General features: G+C 40.2%; 10 protein-coding genes. 8 read left to right on the forward strand and 2 right to left on the reverse strand.

What is annotated here, in order from left to right:
• The first annotated feature begins 132 nt into the window (after positions 1–132).
• From crcB to K348_RS0107605, 8 genes are all read left to right on the forward strand, one after another.
• Positions 133–489 (forward strand): fluoride efflux transporter CrcB, encoded by a 357-nt coding sequence (crcB, locus tag K348_RS0107570; protein ID WP_029904361.1) that lies wholly within the window; start codon positions 133–135, stop codon positions 487–489.
• A gap of 100 nt (positions 490–589) precedes the next feature.
• Complete coding sequence (locus K348_RS0107575; protein ID WP_029904362.1) at positions 590–6,562, forward strand: alpha-2-macroglobulin; 5,973 nt, start codon at positions 590–592, stop codon at positions 6,560–6,562.
• A gap of 18 nt (positions 6,563–6,580) precedes the next feature.
• The gene (locus K348_RS0107580) at positions 6,581–7,246 is read left to right on the forward strand and encodes a murein L,D-transpeptidase catalytic domain-containing protein (RefSeq protein WP_029904363.1); all 666 of its coding nucleotides are present in this window, start codon (positions 6,581–6,583) and stop codon (positions 7,244–7,246) included.
• A gap of 177 nt (positions 7,247–7,423) precedes the next feature.
• A complete protein-coding gene (locus K348_RS0107585; protein ID WP_029904364.1) occupies positions 7,424–7,816 on the forward strand; it encodes a DUF1573 domain-containing protein in 393 nt (130 codons plus the stop codon).
• Between the two features lie 64 nt (positions 7,817–7,880).
• On the forward strand, positions 7,881–8,651 hold the full coding sequence (locus K348_RS0107590) for a M15 family metallopeptidase (protein WP_029904365.1): 771 nt from the start codon (positions 7,881–7,883) through the stop codon (positions 8,649–8,651).
• Positions 8,652–8,733: 82 nt separating this feature from the next.
• Positions 8,734–10,590 (forward strand): endonuclease/exonuclease/phosphatase family protein, encoded by a 1,857-nt coding sequence (locus K348_RS0107595; protein ID WP_029904366.1) that lies wholly within the window; start codon positions 8,734–8,736, stop codon positions 10,588–10,590.
• 109 nt (positions 10,591–10,699) lie between these two features.
• On the forward strand, positions 10,700–13,927 hold the full coding sequence (carB, locus tag K348_RS0107600; RefSeq protein ID WP_369793887.1) for a carbamoyl-phosphate synthase (glutamine-hydrolyzing) large subunit: 3,228 nt from the start codon (positions 10,700–10,702) through the stop codon (positions 13,925–13,927).
• 105 nt (positions 13,928–14,032) lie between these two features.
• Entirely contained in the window at positions 14,033–15,472 is a 1,440-nt protein-coding gene (locus K348_RS0107605; protein ID WP_029904368.1) for an alpha/beta hydrolase, read from the forward strand.
• Between the two features lie 12 nt (positions 15,473–15,484).
• On the opposite strand, the gene K348_RS0107610 is transcribed toward K348_RS0107605, so the two are convergent.
• Together K348_RS0107610 and aspS are read right to left on the reverse strand one after the other, a co-directional pair.
• Entirely contained in the window at positions 15,485–16,048 is a 564-nt protein-coding gene (locus tag K348_RS0107610; protein WP_029904369.1) for a GyrI-like domain-containing protein, read from the reverse strand.
• Between the two features lie 108 nt (positions 16,049–16,156).
• Positions 16,157–17,911 carry an aspartate--tRNA ligase gene (gene aspS / locus K348_RS0107615; RefSeq protein WP_029904370.1) on the reverse strand — a complete coding sequence of 585 codons (1,755 nt, stop codon included), beginning with the start codon at positions 17,909–17,911 and terminating at the stop codon, positions 16,157–16,159.
• Positions 17,912–18,004: the final 93 nt, after the last annotated feature.

Genomic DNA, 18,004 nt, shown 5'->3' on the forward strand with positions numbered 1-18,004 from the left:
GTAAAATTACAGAATCATTGAAAGCCCTAAATTACAAAAAAATGCCCGATACTTATTTTTTATTTTTTTATCCCGCACCATATTACAGCTTATAATCGTTATATATTGGAAATAATAATGTAAATTTGATGCATGCTAAAGCAAATATTATTAGTTGCAACAGGTGGAGCTGTAGGTAGCGTTATGCGTTATCTCACATCGGTGCTGGTCACACGGTCGGAACCATTCGTTTTTCCCTTAGCGACATTTATAGTCAATATATTAGGCTGTTTCTGTATCGGCCTGTTTGCTAATCTGTTACCGTTTAATAATCTGCGTTTTCTTCTTATTGCAGGTTTCTGCGGTGGATTCACTACTTTTTCTACTTTCGCTATTGAAACTTTAACACTGGCCAACAACAACCAGATGGGGATGGCCTTTGTTTATACCTTAGCCAGTTGTGTACTGGGCGTCGGCGCAGTATGGCTGGGAATGTACATCAGTAAATGAAATATTAAGTTGGATAACTTAATTTAACATTTGCTTTTGTGAATATTGTAACATAAACCCGTCTATAATATAGTCGAGAGATAATACAAAACGTAATAATATGAAGAAGAATTTATTAATCAGTCTGTTCTTATTATTGAGCATCAGTATGATAGCACAAACATCAAATAACAAGTATGAGGGGGAATGGAAAAAAGTAGAAGATTTCGATAACCAGAGTCTGCCCCAATCTTCGGCGCAAATTGTAGAAGAGATTTTGCAGAAAGCTATAGCAGATAAAAACAATACGCAGGTTATCAAAGCCCTGATTTACAAAAATAAATACAAAATCCAGATTGACATAGAAGATAAAGAAGGTCTTCTGACCGATCTTCAGGCATTGGTTTCACAATCGGATAAAGCGGAAGAAAAAGCATTGTTGCATTCCATGCTGGCAGAGCTTTATTCCAATTATTTCAACAGGAACCAATGGCAAATCAATCAGCGGACTAACCTTTCGGATGTTGTTCCACAGGACATAAAAGAGTGGAGCACCAATATTTTTAAGGACAAAATAATTGAAAACCTCGATTTGTCTGTAAAAGATGTTGCAACACTTAAACAGCATACAACTAAAGAATATGACGATATAATCCTACTGGGTACCGACGGACAAAAATATTACCCTACGCTATATGACTTCCTTATGGAACGTACTATCGGCATAGCCCAAATGATAGAGGGAATGGGATATAGGGAGTATGACACATCGTCTACAGGCGCAAGCCTCGAACAGTTAATTGCCCCGGCAGATGAATATATTAAGCTAAATATAAATGCCGGTACTGATAGAAGGCACATCATATATATCTACTATCAGCAGTATATGAAAGATTTGCTGGCTAGGAATATGACGCCGACACTTATATTTACCGAGATAGATAAGGTGAAATATATGAGTCGCAATTCGCGGACTTTTTCCGGTGATGTGGTACGGGATGCTTACATAGCATTGGAGAAGAAGTATGAAAATAGTGAGTATTCAACGGAAATTATAAAAAAAATAATCGATTCTTATTATAGCCGTCCTTCGACGTATATAACAGAAGATATATACAAATGGATTCAGAAAGGAATCAGTAAATATCCGGATTCTTTCGGAGGAAAGATACTAAAGGGCAAACTGGTTGAAATGCAAAATCCGTTTTTACAGATTATCGGCGATCAGCTGCAATATCCTGAAAATCCGGTGAAACTCACACTGTTTCATAAAAACCTACAGGTTTTGGAAGACAAGCCTGTTTTTAAACTATATAAGATAGAAAACGGCAATTACAATCCTGTTAAGGATTTTGCTTTAGATTTGGTTTCCCAAGTTCCTTACCGTACGGATACTTTGTTGCTCGATCTGGGTACATTCACTTTCGGAAAATATGCTTTCAGTTCCTTAACGAAAGATCAACTGGAGAAAAGAAAGAATGGTGATGATATCGGGACAGAACGGAATAATACTTTCGAGTTCGCAGTATCTGACCTGATCGCTTTCTCGAGAAACAGCGCAAAGGATGAATATGAAATATTTGTGACGGATCGTATGTCGGGCAAGCCGGTAAAAAATGCATCCGTTAAAATATTCTCTTTTGTAAGGCCGGGCACCGACGAAGTATCAGCCTTGCTGACCACTCTTAAAACAAATGATTTAGGTCTTGCCATTTATAAAGATAAGACGGAAAAGACAGATAAGTACAGATATGCAGTTGCCACCTACAAAGTTGAAATAGGTGCAGATACTTGCCTCCGTGCAGAAAATCTGCAACCACAGGATTACAGATGGATAAGACAAGAAATGGATACTGATGCAGAGGATGCAATCAGCCTTTTCACCGACCGAAGTATTTATCGTCCGGGGCAGACTGCTTATTTCAAAGCTATAGTATTAGATAGCAACTCCAAGCCTAAAGCCAATGAAGAATATACAGTCCAGTTATTCAATACAAATGGGGAAGTAGTCGATGAAAAGGATATAATTACAAATGAATTCGGTTCCATATCAGGCGAATTCATATTGCCGCAAACCGGACTGCTCGGTGGTTATCGTATCGAAATCGACGATGCATCCGCATATTTCAATGTGGAAGAGTATAAGCGTCCGACATTCGAAATTACATTTGATAAGGTCGATAAAACTTATACATTCGGTGAAGAAGTGAGGCTGAAAGGTTATGCTAAAAATTTCTCAGGTATTAGTTTACAGGATACCGAAGTGAAGTACCAAATCAACCGCGAACAGTTCAATTTCTGGTCGTGGCGTTCGGGCAATATTACACCATTTACCGATGGAATGGTAAAAACAAATGCCGACGGTTCATTCGAAATTGTATTTACGCCTGAAGCAGGAGACGGGAACAGGATGCTTCTGCGCACGATTAATGACAAGCAGATTTATACATTTTCGGTAACAGCTACGGTGACTGATGTAAACGGTGAAACCCAATCGAACAATTACAGGCTGGTAGTCGGTAATGTATCTATGGTTATCAATTTGAATATACCGGAACAGATAGAAAAATCCGGAGATTACGATTTGAAGATAGAAGCCCGTAATTTGCAGATGCAGGATATTGAAACTTCGGGCAGGTATGAAATATATTCTCTGGACGATAATGACTCTATAAAAAGCAATGTAATCGGAGGCATATTCAAGACCGGTAAACAACCTGAATTAATGGCAAGGCTTAAAACACTGGCCTCGGGTAAATACCAGATACAGGTGAAAGCAGCCGATAGTAAAGGTAACAATATAGAAGAAAAGAAGAATTTCGTACTTTATTCTTATAAAGACAAGAAGCCGCCTATTAAGACAAAAGAGTGGTTTGTCATAAAAAATATTATTTTCGGCAAAGACAAGCCTGCCGAAATTATTTACGGAACATCAGATAAAGAAGCATATGTGCTTTATCAGTTATCGGATAATAAGCAAATATATGAACGTAAAGTTCTCCGTTTAAGCAATGAGAATAAGACTTTCACTATTCCTTATAAAGAAGAATACGGGGATGAAATAAAAATAACTTTTACCTCGGTTAAAGACGGTAAGATGTATCAAAAGCAGGCATCCCTTTACAAAAAGACCGATGCTCCGGATACAAAACTCAATATAAAACTGGAGGTGTTCCGCGACAAACTGCGTCCGGGTCAGGAGGAAACATGGACTATCAGTGTAAAAGATACGACAAGTCAGCCCGTTCTGGCAGAACTACTGGCATCGATGTATGATACTTCGCTCGATAAGTTATATCCATACATGGAGTGGTCGTTTAACCGTCCGTATTTAAATAACAGGTATGTAGATGCTGTAACTTACAATTTTCCCTGGTATAGCAGGGACTATGGCCAATGGTTTAGCTTCAACTATAAAGTGCCATACGAAAAGATGCAGGAAAGGACTAAAGATATTATCAACTGGTTCGGATATCCTGTATATAATAATAACTTGATTGGTGATCCGCTTCCGTTTAATTTAACATTATCCGAGGAGGACGTCGTAGTTGTCGGATACGGTACTCAAAGAAAGGCTAATATAACAGGCTCTGTATCGCGAATGAAGCCTGAAAGCAATTTTATGATCAGAGGATATTCATCCGTTCCTACTCCGGAGGCTGCCGCTTATGGCGTACTTAACGAAACAATGGTGGTATCATCCGATTCTGCAGCACCGGAAAAAGGTGATGCCGGCGGTGAAATGAATACAGGAGGAACTGCTCCTCAAATTCGTCAGAATTTTAATGAAACAGCATTCTTCTATCCTCAGTTGAGAACGAATGAGAAAGGTGAAGTTCTGATATCATTCACCGTGCCCGAAAGTAATACTACATGGCGGTTCAGAGCACTTGCGCATGATAAGGATGCACGGGTAGGTACATTAGAGCAGTTTGTTGTTACACGTAAGGAACTGATGGTAACGCCTAATATGCCGCGTTTTGTCCGTCAGGGGGATAAGACAAGTATATCGACCAAGATTTCAAATCTGTCGGATAATGATATTTCGGGGGATGTGCGTATAGAATTCTTCGACCCGCTAACTGATAAGGTTATCGATTTAGCTATTCCAAACCAGAAACAGACATTCTCTATAGAAAAAGATGCTTCCACATCGGCAAACTGGACATTCGATGTGCCGAATGATATCGAACTGATCGGTTGCCGCATAGTCGCTCAGAATGCAACATTCAGCGATGGAGAACAGCATGTCTTGGCTGTATTATCGAATCGTATGCTGGTAACAGAAAGCATGCCGATAGATATTACCAAACAGGGTACAAGCACATTTACATTCGATAAACTGTATAACAATAATTCGAATACAACAGAAAATTACCGCCTGACACTGGAATATGCTTCCAATCCGGCATGGTACGCCGTTCAGGCATTGCCTACGATGAGTAATCCGTCGAACGAAAATGCTGTTAACTGGTTTGCAAGCTATTATGTGAATACATTAGGTTCATCTATTGTACGTCAGTATCCGAAAGTTGCAGCTATGATACAGGCTTGGCAGATGCAAGGCGGAGATAAGCAAACATTAGTATCCAAACTGCAGAAAGATGAAGAACTGAAAGCCGTATTACTCGAAGAAACCCCGTGGGTGCTGGATGCGAAAGATGAAACAGAGCAGATGAAACGTTTATCACTGCTATTTGACCTCAACAATACGAAGCAGCAGACAGATGCTGCCACACGTAAGCTAGCCGAACTTCAGACAGGTGATGGTGGCTGGTCGTGGTACAAAGGCCTTTACCCTAGCCGTTCGGTAACGCAATATATACTGTATGGCTATGCCAAACTGCAGCAGGTAGGGCAGGTGCAATATCCGTCTGAAATAAAAGAAATGCAGATGAGAGCTTTACGGTATATCGATAATCAGATAACTGAAGATTTCAAGAACCTGAAAAAGTATAATAAGGATTGGGAAAAGATTACATCCATATCTACCAACCAGCTTGAATTTGCTTACGTACGTTCGTTTTACCGCGATATACCAATCAGTCAGGAAGCGCGTGCTGCCGAACGTTTCTATACGGATGTAGCAAGTAAGAACTGGACAAAACTGAATATGTATGAACGTTCTATCCTCTCTATGGTACTTAAACAAAACGGTGATAAAGACTTAGCAAATAAGATTATAAAATCTATAAAAGAACATGCCGTTAAGAGCCCGAAACTTGGCATGTACTGGCCGAACAACCGCAGCAATGTATTTATGTCACTATCTGCTATCAGTGTGCATACATTCCTCATGGATGCCTTGGAGCAAAACGGAGCCACTGCTGCAGAAATGGATATGATGAAACGCTGGCTTTTGAATCAGAAACGTACACAGGTATGGGAATCTACTCATGCTTCGATAGATGCTATTAGTGCATTGTTGAGTACCGGCACAGACTGGTTCACTACTGAGAGTACACAGGCTGTTATCAAGGTTGGAAATAAAACAGTCGAGCCTCAGAATAAAGAAATGGGCACAGGCTATTTCAAACAGGCATGGAATAAGCAGGAGATAAGTAAGGATATGGGTAAAGTAGAAGTGACTACTAATACATCTCAACCTGCCTATGGCGCTCTTTACTGGCAATATTACGAGAATCTGGATAAGATTACGGAACAGAAAGGTGACCTGAATGTAAGCAAACAGCTATTCAAAGAAAATGTATCGTCTACAGGCAAGAGCCTCACTCAGATTACCGAAAAAAATCCGTTGAAAATAGGGGATAAGGTGATTATGCGACTGACTATCCGTGTTGATAGGGATATGGATTTCGTCCAGCTCAAAGATATGCGCGCCCCTTGTTTCGAACCGATTCAGGCATTATCCGGTGTCCGCTGGGCAGGAGGACTGATTTATTATCAGACTACAAAAGATGCATCGACCAATTTCTATTTCGATCATCTGCCGAAAGGTACTTATGTACTTGAATATCCTGTATATGTAAATCGTAGCGGCGAATATGCCAACGGTATCACTACTATCCAGTGTATGTACGCTCCGGAATTCGTATCGCATACACAGGGGATAAAAGTGACAGTAAAAGAGTAGAAAAATAATCAGGACTACATGAAAATATACGGAACTATTATATTAGCCATTATCCTGCTTGCCGGACTTGTATCGTTTGTGAGGTACAATTCCGGTAACAAGGCAAAACAGCAAGAGGAAGAAATAGAAAGAGTAAGGCTGAAAGAACATAATGAAAAACAAGCTTCTTTCAATCGCCTCAAAACTAAGGCTGATTCAGCATTAGCGTATTGCAAAGCCAAAGGCTTCAATACAAAATATTGCATCCTTATCGATTTCAGCATCCATTCGGGAAAGAAGCGTTTCTTCGTATGGGATTTTGATAATAACGATGTAAAATATTCAAGCCTGTGCTGTCATGGATATGGGAAGGAGAGTACTCAATCGAAGCCTGTATTCAGTAATGTAGAAGGAAGTTATTGCTCGTCACTCGGTAAATATAAAGTAGGAGCACGCGCTTACAGTAGCTGGGGTATAAATGTACATTACAAGATGCACGGCTTGGAAAAAACAAATAACAATGCATTCAAACGCTGGATTGTTTTACATTCTCACACACCCGTATCTAACAATGAAATCTATCCTAGGCATCTGCCTCTTGGCTGGAGTCAGGGCTGTCCTGTAATAAGTAATGATATGATGCGCAAAGTAGACCCTTTGTTGAAAGATGTAAAAAAGCCGCTATTACTTTGGATATATATTTGATTTTTTATTAATGGTCATATTATCAGATTATTATGTTTTGTTTGGTTGTTTTGTTTGTATAAATTATTGCAAAAAATTAAACATGTAAGTAATATAATTGTTACATTTGTAAGTTATTTAGAGTAAAGAACTTGAAAAACTACATATTTTAGAAACAGATAATTAGACATTAACAATATGAAAAAAATTGGATTTATCTTATTAACATTAATGCTGTCTGCAGGTTTTGTTGCTGCACAGGATGCAAAAAAAGAACCTAAGGTTGTTTTTACAAAGACAGTACATGATTTTGGGAAAGTTGCAGAAAGTGCAGGTTCGGTAAGTTGTGAATTTACATTTAAGAATACAGGTACTGCCCCTTTTATTATACAAAGAGTACAGGCCAGTTGCGGATGTACAACTCCGGAATATACAAGTGAACCGGTATTGCCGGGCAAAGAAGGTAAAATAAAAGTTACATATTCTACTACAGGCCGTCCCGGAACAATCAACAAGGATATCACTATATTCTCCAATGTTCCTGATTCAATCTACAGATTGAATATCAAGGGTGAAGTAGTACGTAAGTAATCGATATGGAAATATAAGAAAAGGATATACCAATAATGGTATATCCTTTTTGTTTATAATCAATATGAAAATCAATACGCTGATAGCCTTATTTCTGATTTGCTCATTAGTTATTAATGCGCAGGATATTGCATCATATCCCACTGGCGTGCAAAAATTGCTCAAAGCCTATCCCGAACAGATAAAAGGATATAATGGTTCATCTATTATTTTTACCAATGGTACGAAGATATTGTATAAAGAGGGGGAAAAGAAAACACATGAAGAACTAATCAATAGCTCTGATTTAGCTGATATTTTCAAATATCCATATCTTAAAGGAAAAGTAGAATCAATTCCTAAAAACTATGACCCGGGCCGCATTCGTAATGAAGAATTATTGAAAAACATGTACGGTTCATCTTCGGCGGAGGTACAGAAAAATCTGGAAACTATCATCTGGTGCCCCAACCTTGTCAATCAGAAGCTTCGCGTAACGCGAATTAACGGTGTGGATAAACAACTACAGAAAATTTCGGATGAACTGGACAAACATCCCGCACTGAAAGATTACTTATACAGCGCAGGCACTTTCAACTGGCGTAAAGTAAGGGGTGCAGACCGGCTGAGTTCGCATAGTTTCGGAACGGCTATCGACCTGAATGTAAAATATTCCAACTACTGGCAGTGGGATTGCCGCTGTACTTCGGAAGATACAGAATTAAAATATAAAAACCATATTCCTCAGTTGATAGTGGATATATTTGAGAAGCACGGCTTTATATGGGGAGGCAAATGGTATCATTACGATACGATGCATTTCGAATATCGCCCTGAATTATTAGTAGAAGAATAAATACAGTATTTTCACTCCGATAATTAGATTGTTTTTTAGGTTTTTAATAACTTTACATCTGTTAATCCTGTAAAGTTATAGCATGAAAAGACATATTTTTCTCTGCCTGATATTGGCATCCGTCTGCTCTTTATTTGCCCAGGAAGAGCGTTTCCCGAAAGAAAATAATACAATTCGTATAATGAGTTATAACATCCGTAATGCGCGCGGTATGGACAATGTGACCGATTACAACCGGATTGCAAATATTATAGAATCCATTTCACCGGATATTGTCGCTTTGCAGGAAGTAGATAGTATGACTCAGCGCAGCCATGGGGTAGACGTGTTGGCCAAACTGAGCGATCATATAAAGATGCATGCCGTATATGGTGCTGCCATTTCGTTTCAGGGAGGGAAATACGGTGTAGGCATCTTATCTAAAAAACGCCCCTTATCATGGAAAAATATTCCTTTACCGGGAAAAGAAGAAAAACGGACTTTGCTTATGGTCGAATTTCGGGAGTATATTGTTTTTGCTACTCACTTTTCTTTGACAGAAGATGACCGGAAAACATCTGTAAATATTATAAATGAACAGGCAAAGTCATACAACAAACCGGTATTCCTTATCGGCGATTTGAATGCAAAGCCCGATTCGGAAGAAATAAAATCTCTTTCTGTAAACTGGAAGATGCTCAACAATCCTAAGAAGAATACTTTTCCGGCAGATAAACCCGACAGGGTAATCGATTATATATTCGGATATACTGCTAAAGGTAAAACTTATTCGGTCATTAAAACGGAGGTTGTCGATGAGGCTGTCGCATCCGACCACAGGCCGTTATTCTCGGATATACGATTGAAAACCGATCCTGAAAAAGTAATGCGGACACAGCCTTACCTGCAAAACCCTGCCACAGACGGAATGACTGTGATGTGGCTGACGAATGTTCCGTGCCGCAGTTGGGTGGAATATGGAACAGACAGTACGAATATGAAACGTGCCCGTACTTTTGTGGAAGGTGAGGCAATGGCAAATAATATGATAAATCGCATACGTTTGGATAATCTGATTCCAAATACGAAATATTATTACCGTGCTGTATCACAAGAGATAACCTTATATGAGCCTTATAAGAAAGAATTCGGTGATACCGTACGGACAGCCATATCATCGTTTACCACATGGGGTGATAATAAAACCGATTTCACCGCTGTAATTTTTAACGATCTTCATGATAACTACCAATTATTCGATCAACTTTATGATCACGTAAAGAACTTGGATTATAATGTAGTCTTCTTCAATGGCGATTGTATAGCTGATGTACAGAGTGAAGCCAATGCCGTGAAAACTATATCTCATTACTGCAATAAATTAGGAGGTGATCGTATACCGACTGTATTTATAAGGGGAAACCATGAAACAAGAGGGGCATACTCCATGTTTTTATGGAACCTTCTGGAAAAGAAAGGCGGAGAACATACTTATGCAGCTTTCAATATTGGTGATACCCGTTTTGTATTGCTCGATTGCGGTGAAGATAAAAAGGATAGTACACCTGTGTATTATGATTTGAACGATTTTACCCATTATCGTGAGGCACAGGCTGAATTTCTGCGAAAGGAAATTGCATCGGAAGAATTCAAGTCTGCAAATAAAAGGGTGCTGATTCATCATATCCCTGTCTATTGCGAAAGGCTTAAATATAATCCTTGCCGCGACTTATGGGGATCGGTGCTTTCGAAAGCGGTGTTTGATGTCTCATTGAACGGACATATGCATAAGTTTGAATTTATTCCTGAGGGTAAAGCGGGAAATAAATTTCCGGCGGTAATAGGCGGAGGGCCGTCAGATAAAAACGGTACCGTATTTATATTGCAGAAAAAAGGTGAAAAAATGACGCTAAAAGTACTGAATGTAAAAGGAGAAGAAGTACTCGCTCTCGATTTGTAAAATAATTCTTTCTTTCTGCCGAATGACGGCTTTTCACTAAAGGTTTATTCATAAAAATGCCTTATCTTTGCGCCGTTATTAAAAGATCTAACACATTAGCCATAATTCTATGTCAATTAACCAAAAAATTAAGAAAGTTGTAGTTCTTGGTTCGGGAGCTCTAAAAATCGGTCAGGCTGGCGAGTTTGACTATTCCGGATCGCAGGCATTGAAAGCATTGAAGGAGGAGGGGATATCTACAGTCCTTATCAATCCTAATATTGCGACCATCCAGACCTCGGAAGGTATAGCCGACAAGGTGTATTTCCTGCCTGTAACCCCATACTTTGTAGAGGAAATAATAAAGAAGGAAAAAGTAGACGGAATACTACTTGCTTTCGGCGGACAAACGGCATTGAACTGCGGTACTGAAATGTACCTGAATGGAACATTGCAGAAATACGGAGTAGAAGTACTCGGCACATCCGTAGAAGCAATTATGGCTACTGAAGACCGTGACCTTTTTGTTAAAAAGCTTGACGAAGTAGATATAAAGACCCCGATAAGTCAGGCTGTAGAAACAATGGAAGATGCCATTGCTGCTGCCAATAAGATAGGATTCCCAGTAATGGTGCGTTCTGCTTATGCGCTTGGAGGACTGGGAAGCGGAATCAGCGACAATCTGGAAGAATTTAAGACTTTGTGTGAAAGTTCTTTTGCTTATTCCAAGCAAATATTGGTAGAAGAATCACTGAAAGGCTGGAAAGAAATAGAATTTGAGGTTATACGCGATAAAAACGACCATTGCTTTACTGTTGCCAGTATGGAAAACTTCGACCCGCTCGGTATCCATACAGGAGAAAGTATCGTAGTGGCACCTACCTGCTCGCTCGATGAAAAAGAGCTTACATTGTTGCAGGAGATATCTAAGAAAGCAATTCGCCATATCGGTATCGTGGGCGAATGTAATATACAATATGCATTCAATTCAGAAACTGATGACTACCGTGTTATCGAAGTGAATGCCCGTTTGAGTCGTTCATCGGCGCTTGCATCCAAGGCTACCGGTTATCCGTTGGCTTTTGTGGCTGCGAAGTTGGCATTAGGCTATACTCTCGACCAGATTGGTGAAATGGGAACGCCTAACTCGGCCTACGTAGCTCCGTCGCTCGATTACCTTATCTGTAAGATACCGCGCTGGGATTTGACTAAGTTTGCTGGTGTTTCACGCCTTATCGGTTCAAGTATGAAATCGGTAGGTGAAATAATGTCGATTGGTAAGACCTTCGAAGAAATTATACAAAAAGGTCTTCGTATGATAGGGCAGGGGATGCATGGCTTTGTCGGCAATCACGAACTGGAATTTAAGAATCTGGAAGAGGAATTATCAAATCCTACCGATCTACGCGTATTTGCCATATCGAAAGCTTTCGAAGAAGGCTACAGTATAGATAAAATACATGACCTGACAAAAATAGATCCTTGGTTTTTAGGTAAACTGAAAAATATACATGACTATTCCCTTGTACTGAAAGGCTACAACAAGATTGAAGATATTCCTTCCGATGTATTATTAAAAGCTAAGCATCTGGGATTCTCTGATTTTCAGATTGCCCGCTTTGTGGAAGACCCTGACGGCAACGTGGAAAAGGAATCGCTTCGTGTTCGCACTTTACGTAAAAAAGAGAATATCTTGCCATCCGTTAAACGTATCAATACGGTAGCATCTGAAAATCCAGATTTGACGAACTATCTGTATATGACATACGATAGCTCGGATCATGATGTACCGTATTTCAAAAACGATAAATCGGTTGTCGTTCTCGGTTCGGGTGCATACCGCATCGGTAGTTCTGTAGAATTCGACTGGTGTTCGGTAAATGCTGTACAGACAGCCCGTAAGCTTGGATATAAGTCTATTATGATTAACTACAATCCTGAAACGGTGTCTACGGATTACGATATGTGCGACCGTCTGTATTTCGACGAACTGTCGTTCGAGCGTGTACTGGATGTATTGGATTTGGAAATGCCAAAGGGTGTAATTGTATCTATGGGCGGACAGATTCCAAATAATCTGGCTATCAGGCTGCACCGTCAGGATATACCGATTTTGGGAACATCGCCGCTTTCTATCGACCGTGCCGAAAACCGTCATAAATTCTCCAGTATGCTCGATCAGTTGGGTGTAGACCAGCCGGCATGGCAGGAACTTACCAGTATGGAAGAGATAAAAGGTTTTGTTGATAAGGTAGGATATCCGGTATTAGTTCGACCGTCGTATGTGCTTTCGGGTGCAGCGATGAATGTTTGCTATAACGATGAAGAATTAGATACTTTCCTAAAGCTGGCAGCCAATGTATCCAAAGAATATCCTGTAGTGGTATCACAGTTCCTGCAAAATGCGAAAGAAATAGAATTCGATGCTGTTGCCCGTAACGGTGAAGTCGTTGAATATGCCATTTCAGAGCATGTGGAATTCGCAGGAGTACACTCAGGTGATGCAACGCTTGTTTTCCCTGCACAGAAGATATACTTCGAAACGGCGCGACGTATCAAACGTATCAGCCGTAAGATAGCTAAAGAACTGAATATAAGCGGACCGTTCAATATACAGTTCCTTGCAAAGAACAACGAAGTAAAGGTTATCGAATGTAACCTGCGTGCATCGCGCAGCTTCCCGTTTGTATCGAAAGTATTGAAGCGCAATTTCATAGAAACTGCTACACGTATTATGCTGGATGCCGACTATGAAAAGCCGGATAACTCTAATTTCGATATCGACTGGATTGGAGTTAAAGCGTCGCAGTTCTCATTTGCCCGTCTGCATAATGCCGACCCTGTGTTGAGCGTGGATATGTCTTCAACAGGAGAAGTAGGCTGTCTGGGAGATGATTTCAGTGAAGCATTATTGGTATCGATGATATCGGTAGGATATAACATTCCGAAGAAAAGCGTTATGGTTTCATCGGGTGATAGCAAATCGAAAGTTGACTTGCTGGATGCCTGCAAAATGTTGCAGGACAATAACTACAATATTTATGCAACTGCCGGAACGAAGAAATTCTTAGAAGAAAACGGCGTAAAAGCAGAAGTTGTCGGCTGGCCAGATGAGGATTCGAAAGACCTGAATGTGATGGATCTGATGTCGAATCATACTTTCGAATTGATTGTAAATATTCCGAAGAACCATACCCGCCGTGAGCTTACCAATGGGTATAAAATCCGTCGTGGTGCTATCGACCACAATATACCGTTAATAACTAATGCGCGTCTGGCGAGTGCCTTTATACAGGCATTCTGCGAAATGAAGGAGACGGATATTCCGATTAAGAGCTGGCAGGAATATAAATTGTAATAATAATTATAACAGATAATTGAAATACTACTTTCGGGTCGGAAACTTTATGGATTCGACCCGAAAATATTTAAGCCGACAGTAAAAGGCATCCTTTCTGAAACCATGAATATTATAATCTGCATATTACTATTCATTTTCGTACCGGCATTTATATTTTATGACTTGTACACCAGAAAGATATTGTCTTCTAAATACATTGCTTTTCCTTTACTGATACTGACTAATAATATACTCTTATTTTATGCTTTCTTATCTCAATATCTTGAAGATTCGGGGTTTATATTGAGTCTATCGCTAAAAGCCATTTCATGTATCTTTCTTATTTATGTATGGCTTCGCATACAAATCCTGCCCGTTTCGACAGAAGAAGATGCTTCTGCAAGGGCAAAAATAATATATGGAGGCAGAAGGCTTTTGCATTTATCGCTGGCGTTGTCTATTGTGCAGTTTTTTATACTGTTCGGTTACGGTTATTTTACTCGCACTTTACATATCGAACAAAGCTATTTTATCTATAATAATATTCTTGCTTTTGCCCTTATATTTTTGATTTTCCTGAATGGTTGGCTACGCATCTTTATCTTGTCGGTGCGTTTGCGCCTTGTACGTCGGGCAGTGGTTGCTATGCTGATATGGATTCCTATTGTTAATATTGCTGTTATCCTCTATATGTGTAGGATTGCAATGCTGGAATATGACCATTCATGTAATATGACTTACAATCATAATATGCGACGTGAATCTTTGGTATGCAAAACCAAGTATCCGTTATTACTACTGCATGGTGTGGGTTTCCGCGATTTTAAATATGTAAATTACTGGGGACGTATTCCCAAGAATCTGATTAAAAACGGTGCAACTATCTATTACGGGCATCAGGAGGCGTTCGGCACCATACAGGATAATGCAGCTATGGTCAGGGAAAAGATAATTGAAATAATTCAGAAAACAGGGTGCGAAAAAGTAAATATCATAGCGCATTCGAAAGGAGGACTTGATGCAAGATATACTATCAGCAGCCTCGGAATGGGAGAATATGTAGCTTCCCTGACGACTATTTCTACTCCGCACCGAGGAAGTTTTCTTGTCGATTTCGCAAATGAAAGGTTATCGGAAAAGGCTTATAAATCAGTAGCTAACTTCTTCGATAAACGTTTTCTAAAAATAGGGGATAAAAACCCCGATTTTTATAGGGCTACTCAGCAGTTTACAAAGGAATATGCGGAGAAGTTCAATATCGAAAATCTGGATGTCGAGGGCGTATATTATCAAAGTTATATGTCCGTCATGAAAAACTGTTTCAGCCACACATTACTGACTATCCCGTATCAGATTATGTGCCGTTCGGATAAGGTGAACGACGGGTTGGTTTCACTTGAATCTGCAAAATGGGGTGAATTCCGGCAAGTGTTTACGAGCAAGAGGCTTCGGGGAATATCACATGGTGATATTATCGACCTCGGCAGGCAGGATTATAAGGGTTTCAATGTCATTGAAACGTACATTAATATCGTATCTGAACTGAAAACTAAAGGCTTTTGACTTCCTATCTGTTTAAGGCTTTTCTATTTCCTGACGGTATATTATCGTTTTATTCGGAGTATCGTATATCTCCATGGTAGGGCCGGCTGCTTTATATCCATTTTCTTCTATATAGTTATTCAGCGCTGGATATATTTTTATGATTCCTACCATCACAGACATAAATCCTTTGAACGGGAATTCTGTAACTGTACACGTTTTTTGAGGTATAGTCTTGATTTTGAATTTAGAAGATATCTGAGCCGTCTTTAAACTATCCAAAGGAGAATCCAACAAACAGCCAATATCGGAGCGAAGTTTGCTCTTCTCCACATGCTGAGGATTGTCATAATATATGCCTGCACCTTTTGTGGTCGCGATGCCGTATTCATTCAGTAAGGTGTAATATACAGTGTCCATATATAATGCAGTCTGACCATAATCACCTGTTAAATCGGTATAGACCATCGTTTCACCTCCCGCCTCTTTTACTTCAAAATTTACACTTCTGAAACCTCCGTAATAGGCGTATGTAGCAGTTATGATAACGATTATTGCTATAACAATAGTAAGCAGGAATTTTACAGGGTTTTTCATAAACAGATTTATTGTGATTTCCAGTAATCAAAGATAAAACTATTTGTTAAAAACAGAAAACGCCCCGATGGAAAATCGAAGCGTTTCATTTATATAAGAATAATTTTATCAGTCTTTTATTTCCACTTTCAGATGAAGTTCATCCAATTGCTCCTCATCGATAGTCGACGGTGCATCTACCATTACATCGCGTCCCGAATTGTTTTTAGGGAAGGCAATGCAATCGCGGATACTATCCAACCCCGCAAACAGCGACACAAGGCGGTCTAGCCCGAAAGCAAGGCCTGCATGCGGCGGTGCGCCGTATTTGAATGCATTCATCAGGAAGCCGAACTGAGCCTGCGCCCTTTCTTCTGTAAATCCGAGAGTGTGGAACATCTTATTCTGCAGCTGGCTGTTGTAGATACGTATAGAACCGCCGCCTACTTCTACACCATTAATAACCATATCATAGGCATTGGCACGTACGGCACCCGGATCAGAGTCGAGTAGGGGAATATCTTCCTCCTTGGGACTGGTAAACGGATGATGTTTGGCAAAATAGCGTCCCAGTTCTTCATCTTTTTCCAATAAAGGGAAATCGACAACCCACAGGCAATTGAATTTATTCTTATCGCGTAAACCGAGTTGCTCCCCGACTTCGAGGCGAAGTTCGCAAAGCTGCTTCTGTGCCTTCTCCGTTTCACCGCAAATGATAAGGATAAGGTCGCCCGGTTGTGCCTGACAGCGTTCCGCCCATTTTTTGAGGTCGTCCTGATTATAGAATTTATCAACAGACGATTTTAGCGTTCCGTCAGTTTCGTAACGCACATATACAAGGCCTTTCGCTCCTATTTGCGGACGTTTAACGTAATCAGTGAGTGCATCCAGTTGTTTGCGTGTATAGGATGCCGCACCTTTGGCACAGATAGCGCCTACGTAGTCAGAAGAATCGAATACAACAAAATCTTTGCCTGTAGTAAGGTCTTTGATTTCCACTAATTCCATACCGAAACGTGTATCCGGTTTATCCGAACCGTAACGTTTCATGGCATCCGTATAAGTCATACGCGGGAAATCAGGAATATCGATGCCTTTTACTACTTTGAAAAGATGCTTGGTAAGCCCTTCGAACATATTTAATACGTCTTCCTGATTGACAAATGACATTTCGCAGTCGATTTGTGTAAACTCAGGCTGACGGTCGGCACGCAGGTCTTCGTCGCGGAAACATTTCACTATCTGAAAATAGCGGTCGAATCCCGATACCATCAGCAATTGCTTGAATAACTGTGGCGATTGCGGCAAAGCATAAAACTCGCCCGGATTCATACGTGAAGGTACAACGAAGTCACGTGCACCCTCGGGTGTAGAGCCGACAAGTATAGGTGTTTCCACTTCGAGGAACTGGCGTTCATCCAGATAGCGGCGTGTTTCGAATGCAATCTTATGGCGCAGTTCCAGATTCTTACGAACCGGAGTACGGCGCAAGTCCAGATAGCGGTATTTCATGCGCAGGTCATCGCCTCCGTCCGTTTCATCCTCAATGGTGAAAGGCGGAACTTCCGATGTGTTGAGAACGACCACTTTGCTGACAATAATCTCAATTTCACCTGTCGGTATATTCATGTTCTTGCTCGAACGTTCCTGCACGGTACCAGTAACCTGCAATACGTATTCGCGTCCGAATTTATTGGACTGTTCGTACAAATCGGCGTTCACATCCTTACTGAATGCGAGTTGGGTAATGCCGTAGCGGTCGCGTAAATCGACGAAAGTCATTCCACCGCCCAGTTTACGAACTTTTTGTACCCAGCCCGAAAGGGTTACTTCTTTATTTACGTCTGCAAGAGTGAGTTCTCCGCAAGTATGATTTCTGTACATAATTATAAGTTTAATGTGCTAATATGCCAATTTATTAATATGCCGATTTATTTCATTGGCACATCGGCATATTAGAATATTAGCTCATTTATA

It is taken from the genome of Prevotella sp. 10(H) (assembly GCF_000711235.1).
GTDB lineage: Bacteria > Bacteroidota > Bacteroidia > Bacteroidales > Dysgonomonadaceae > Dysgonomonas.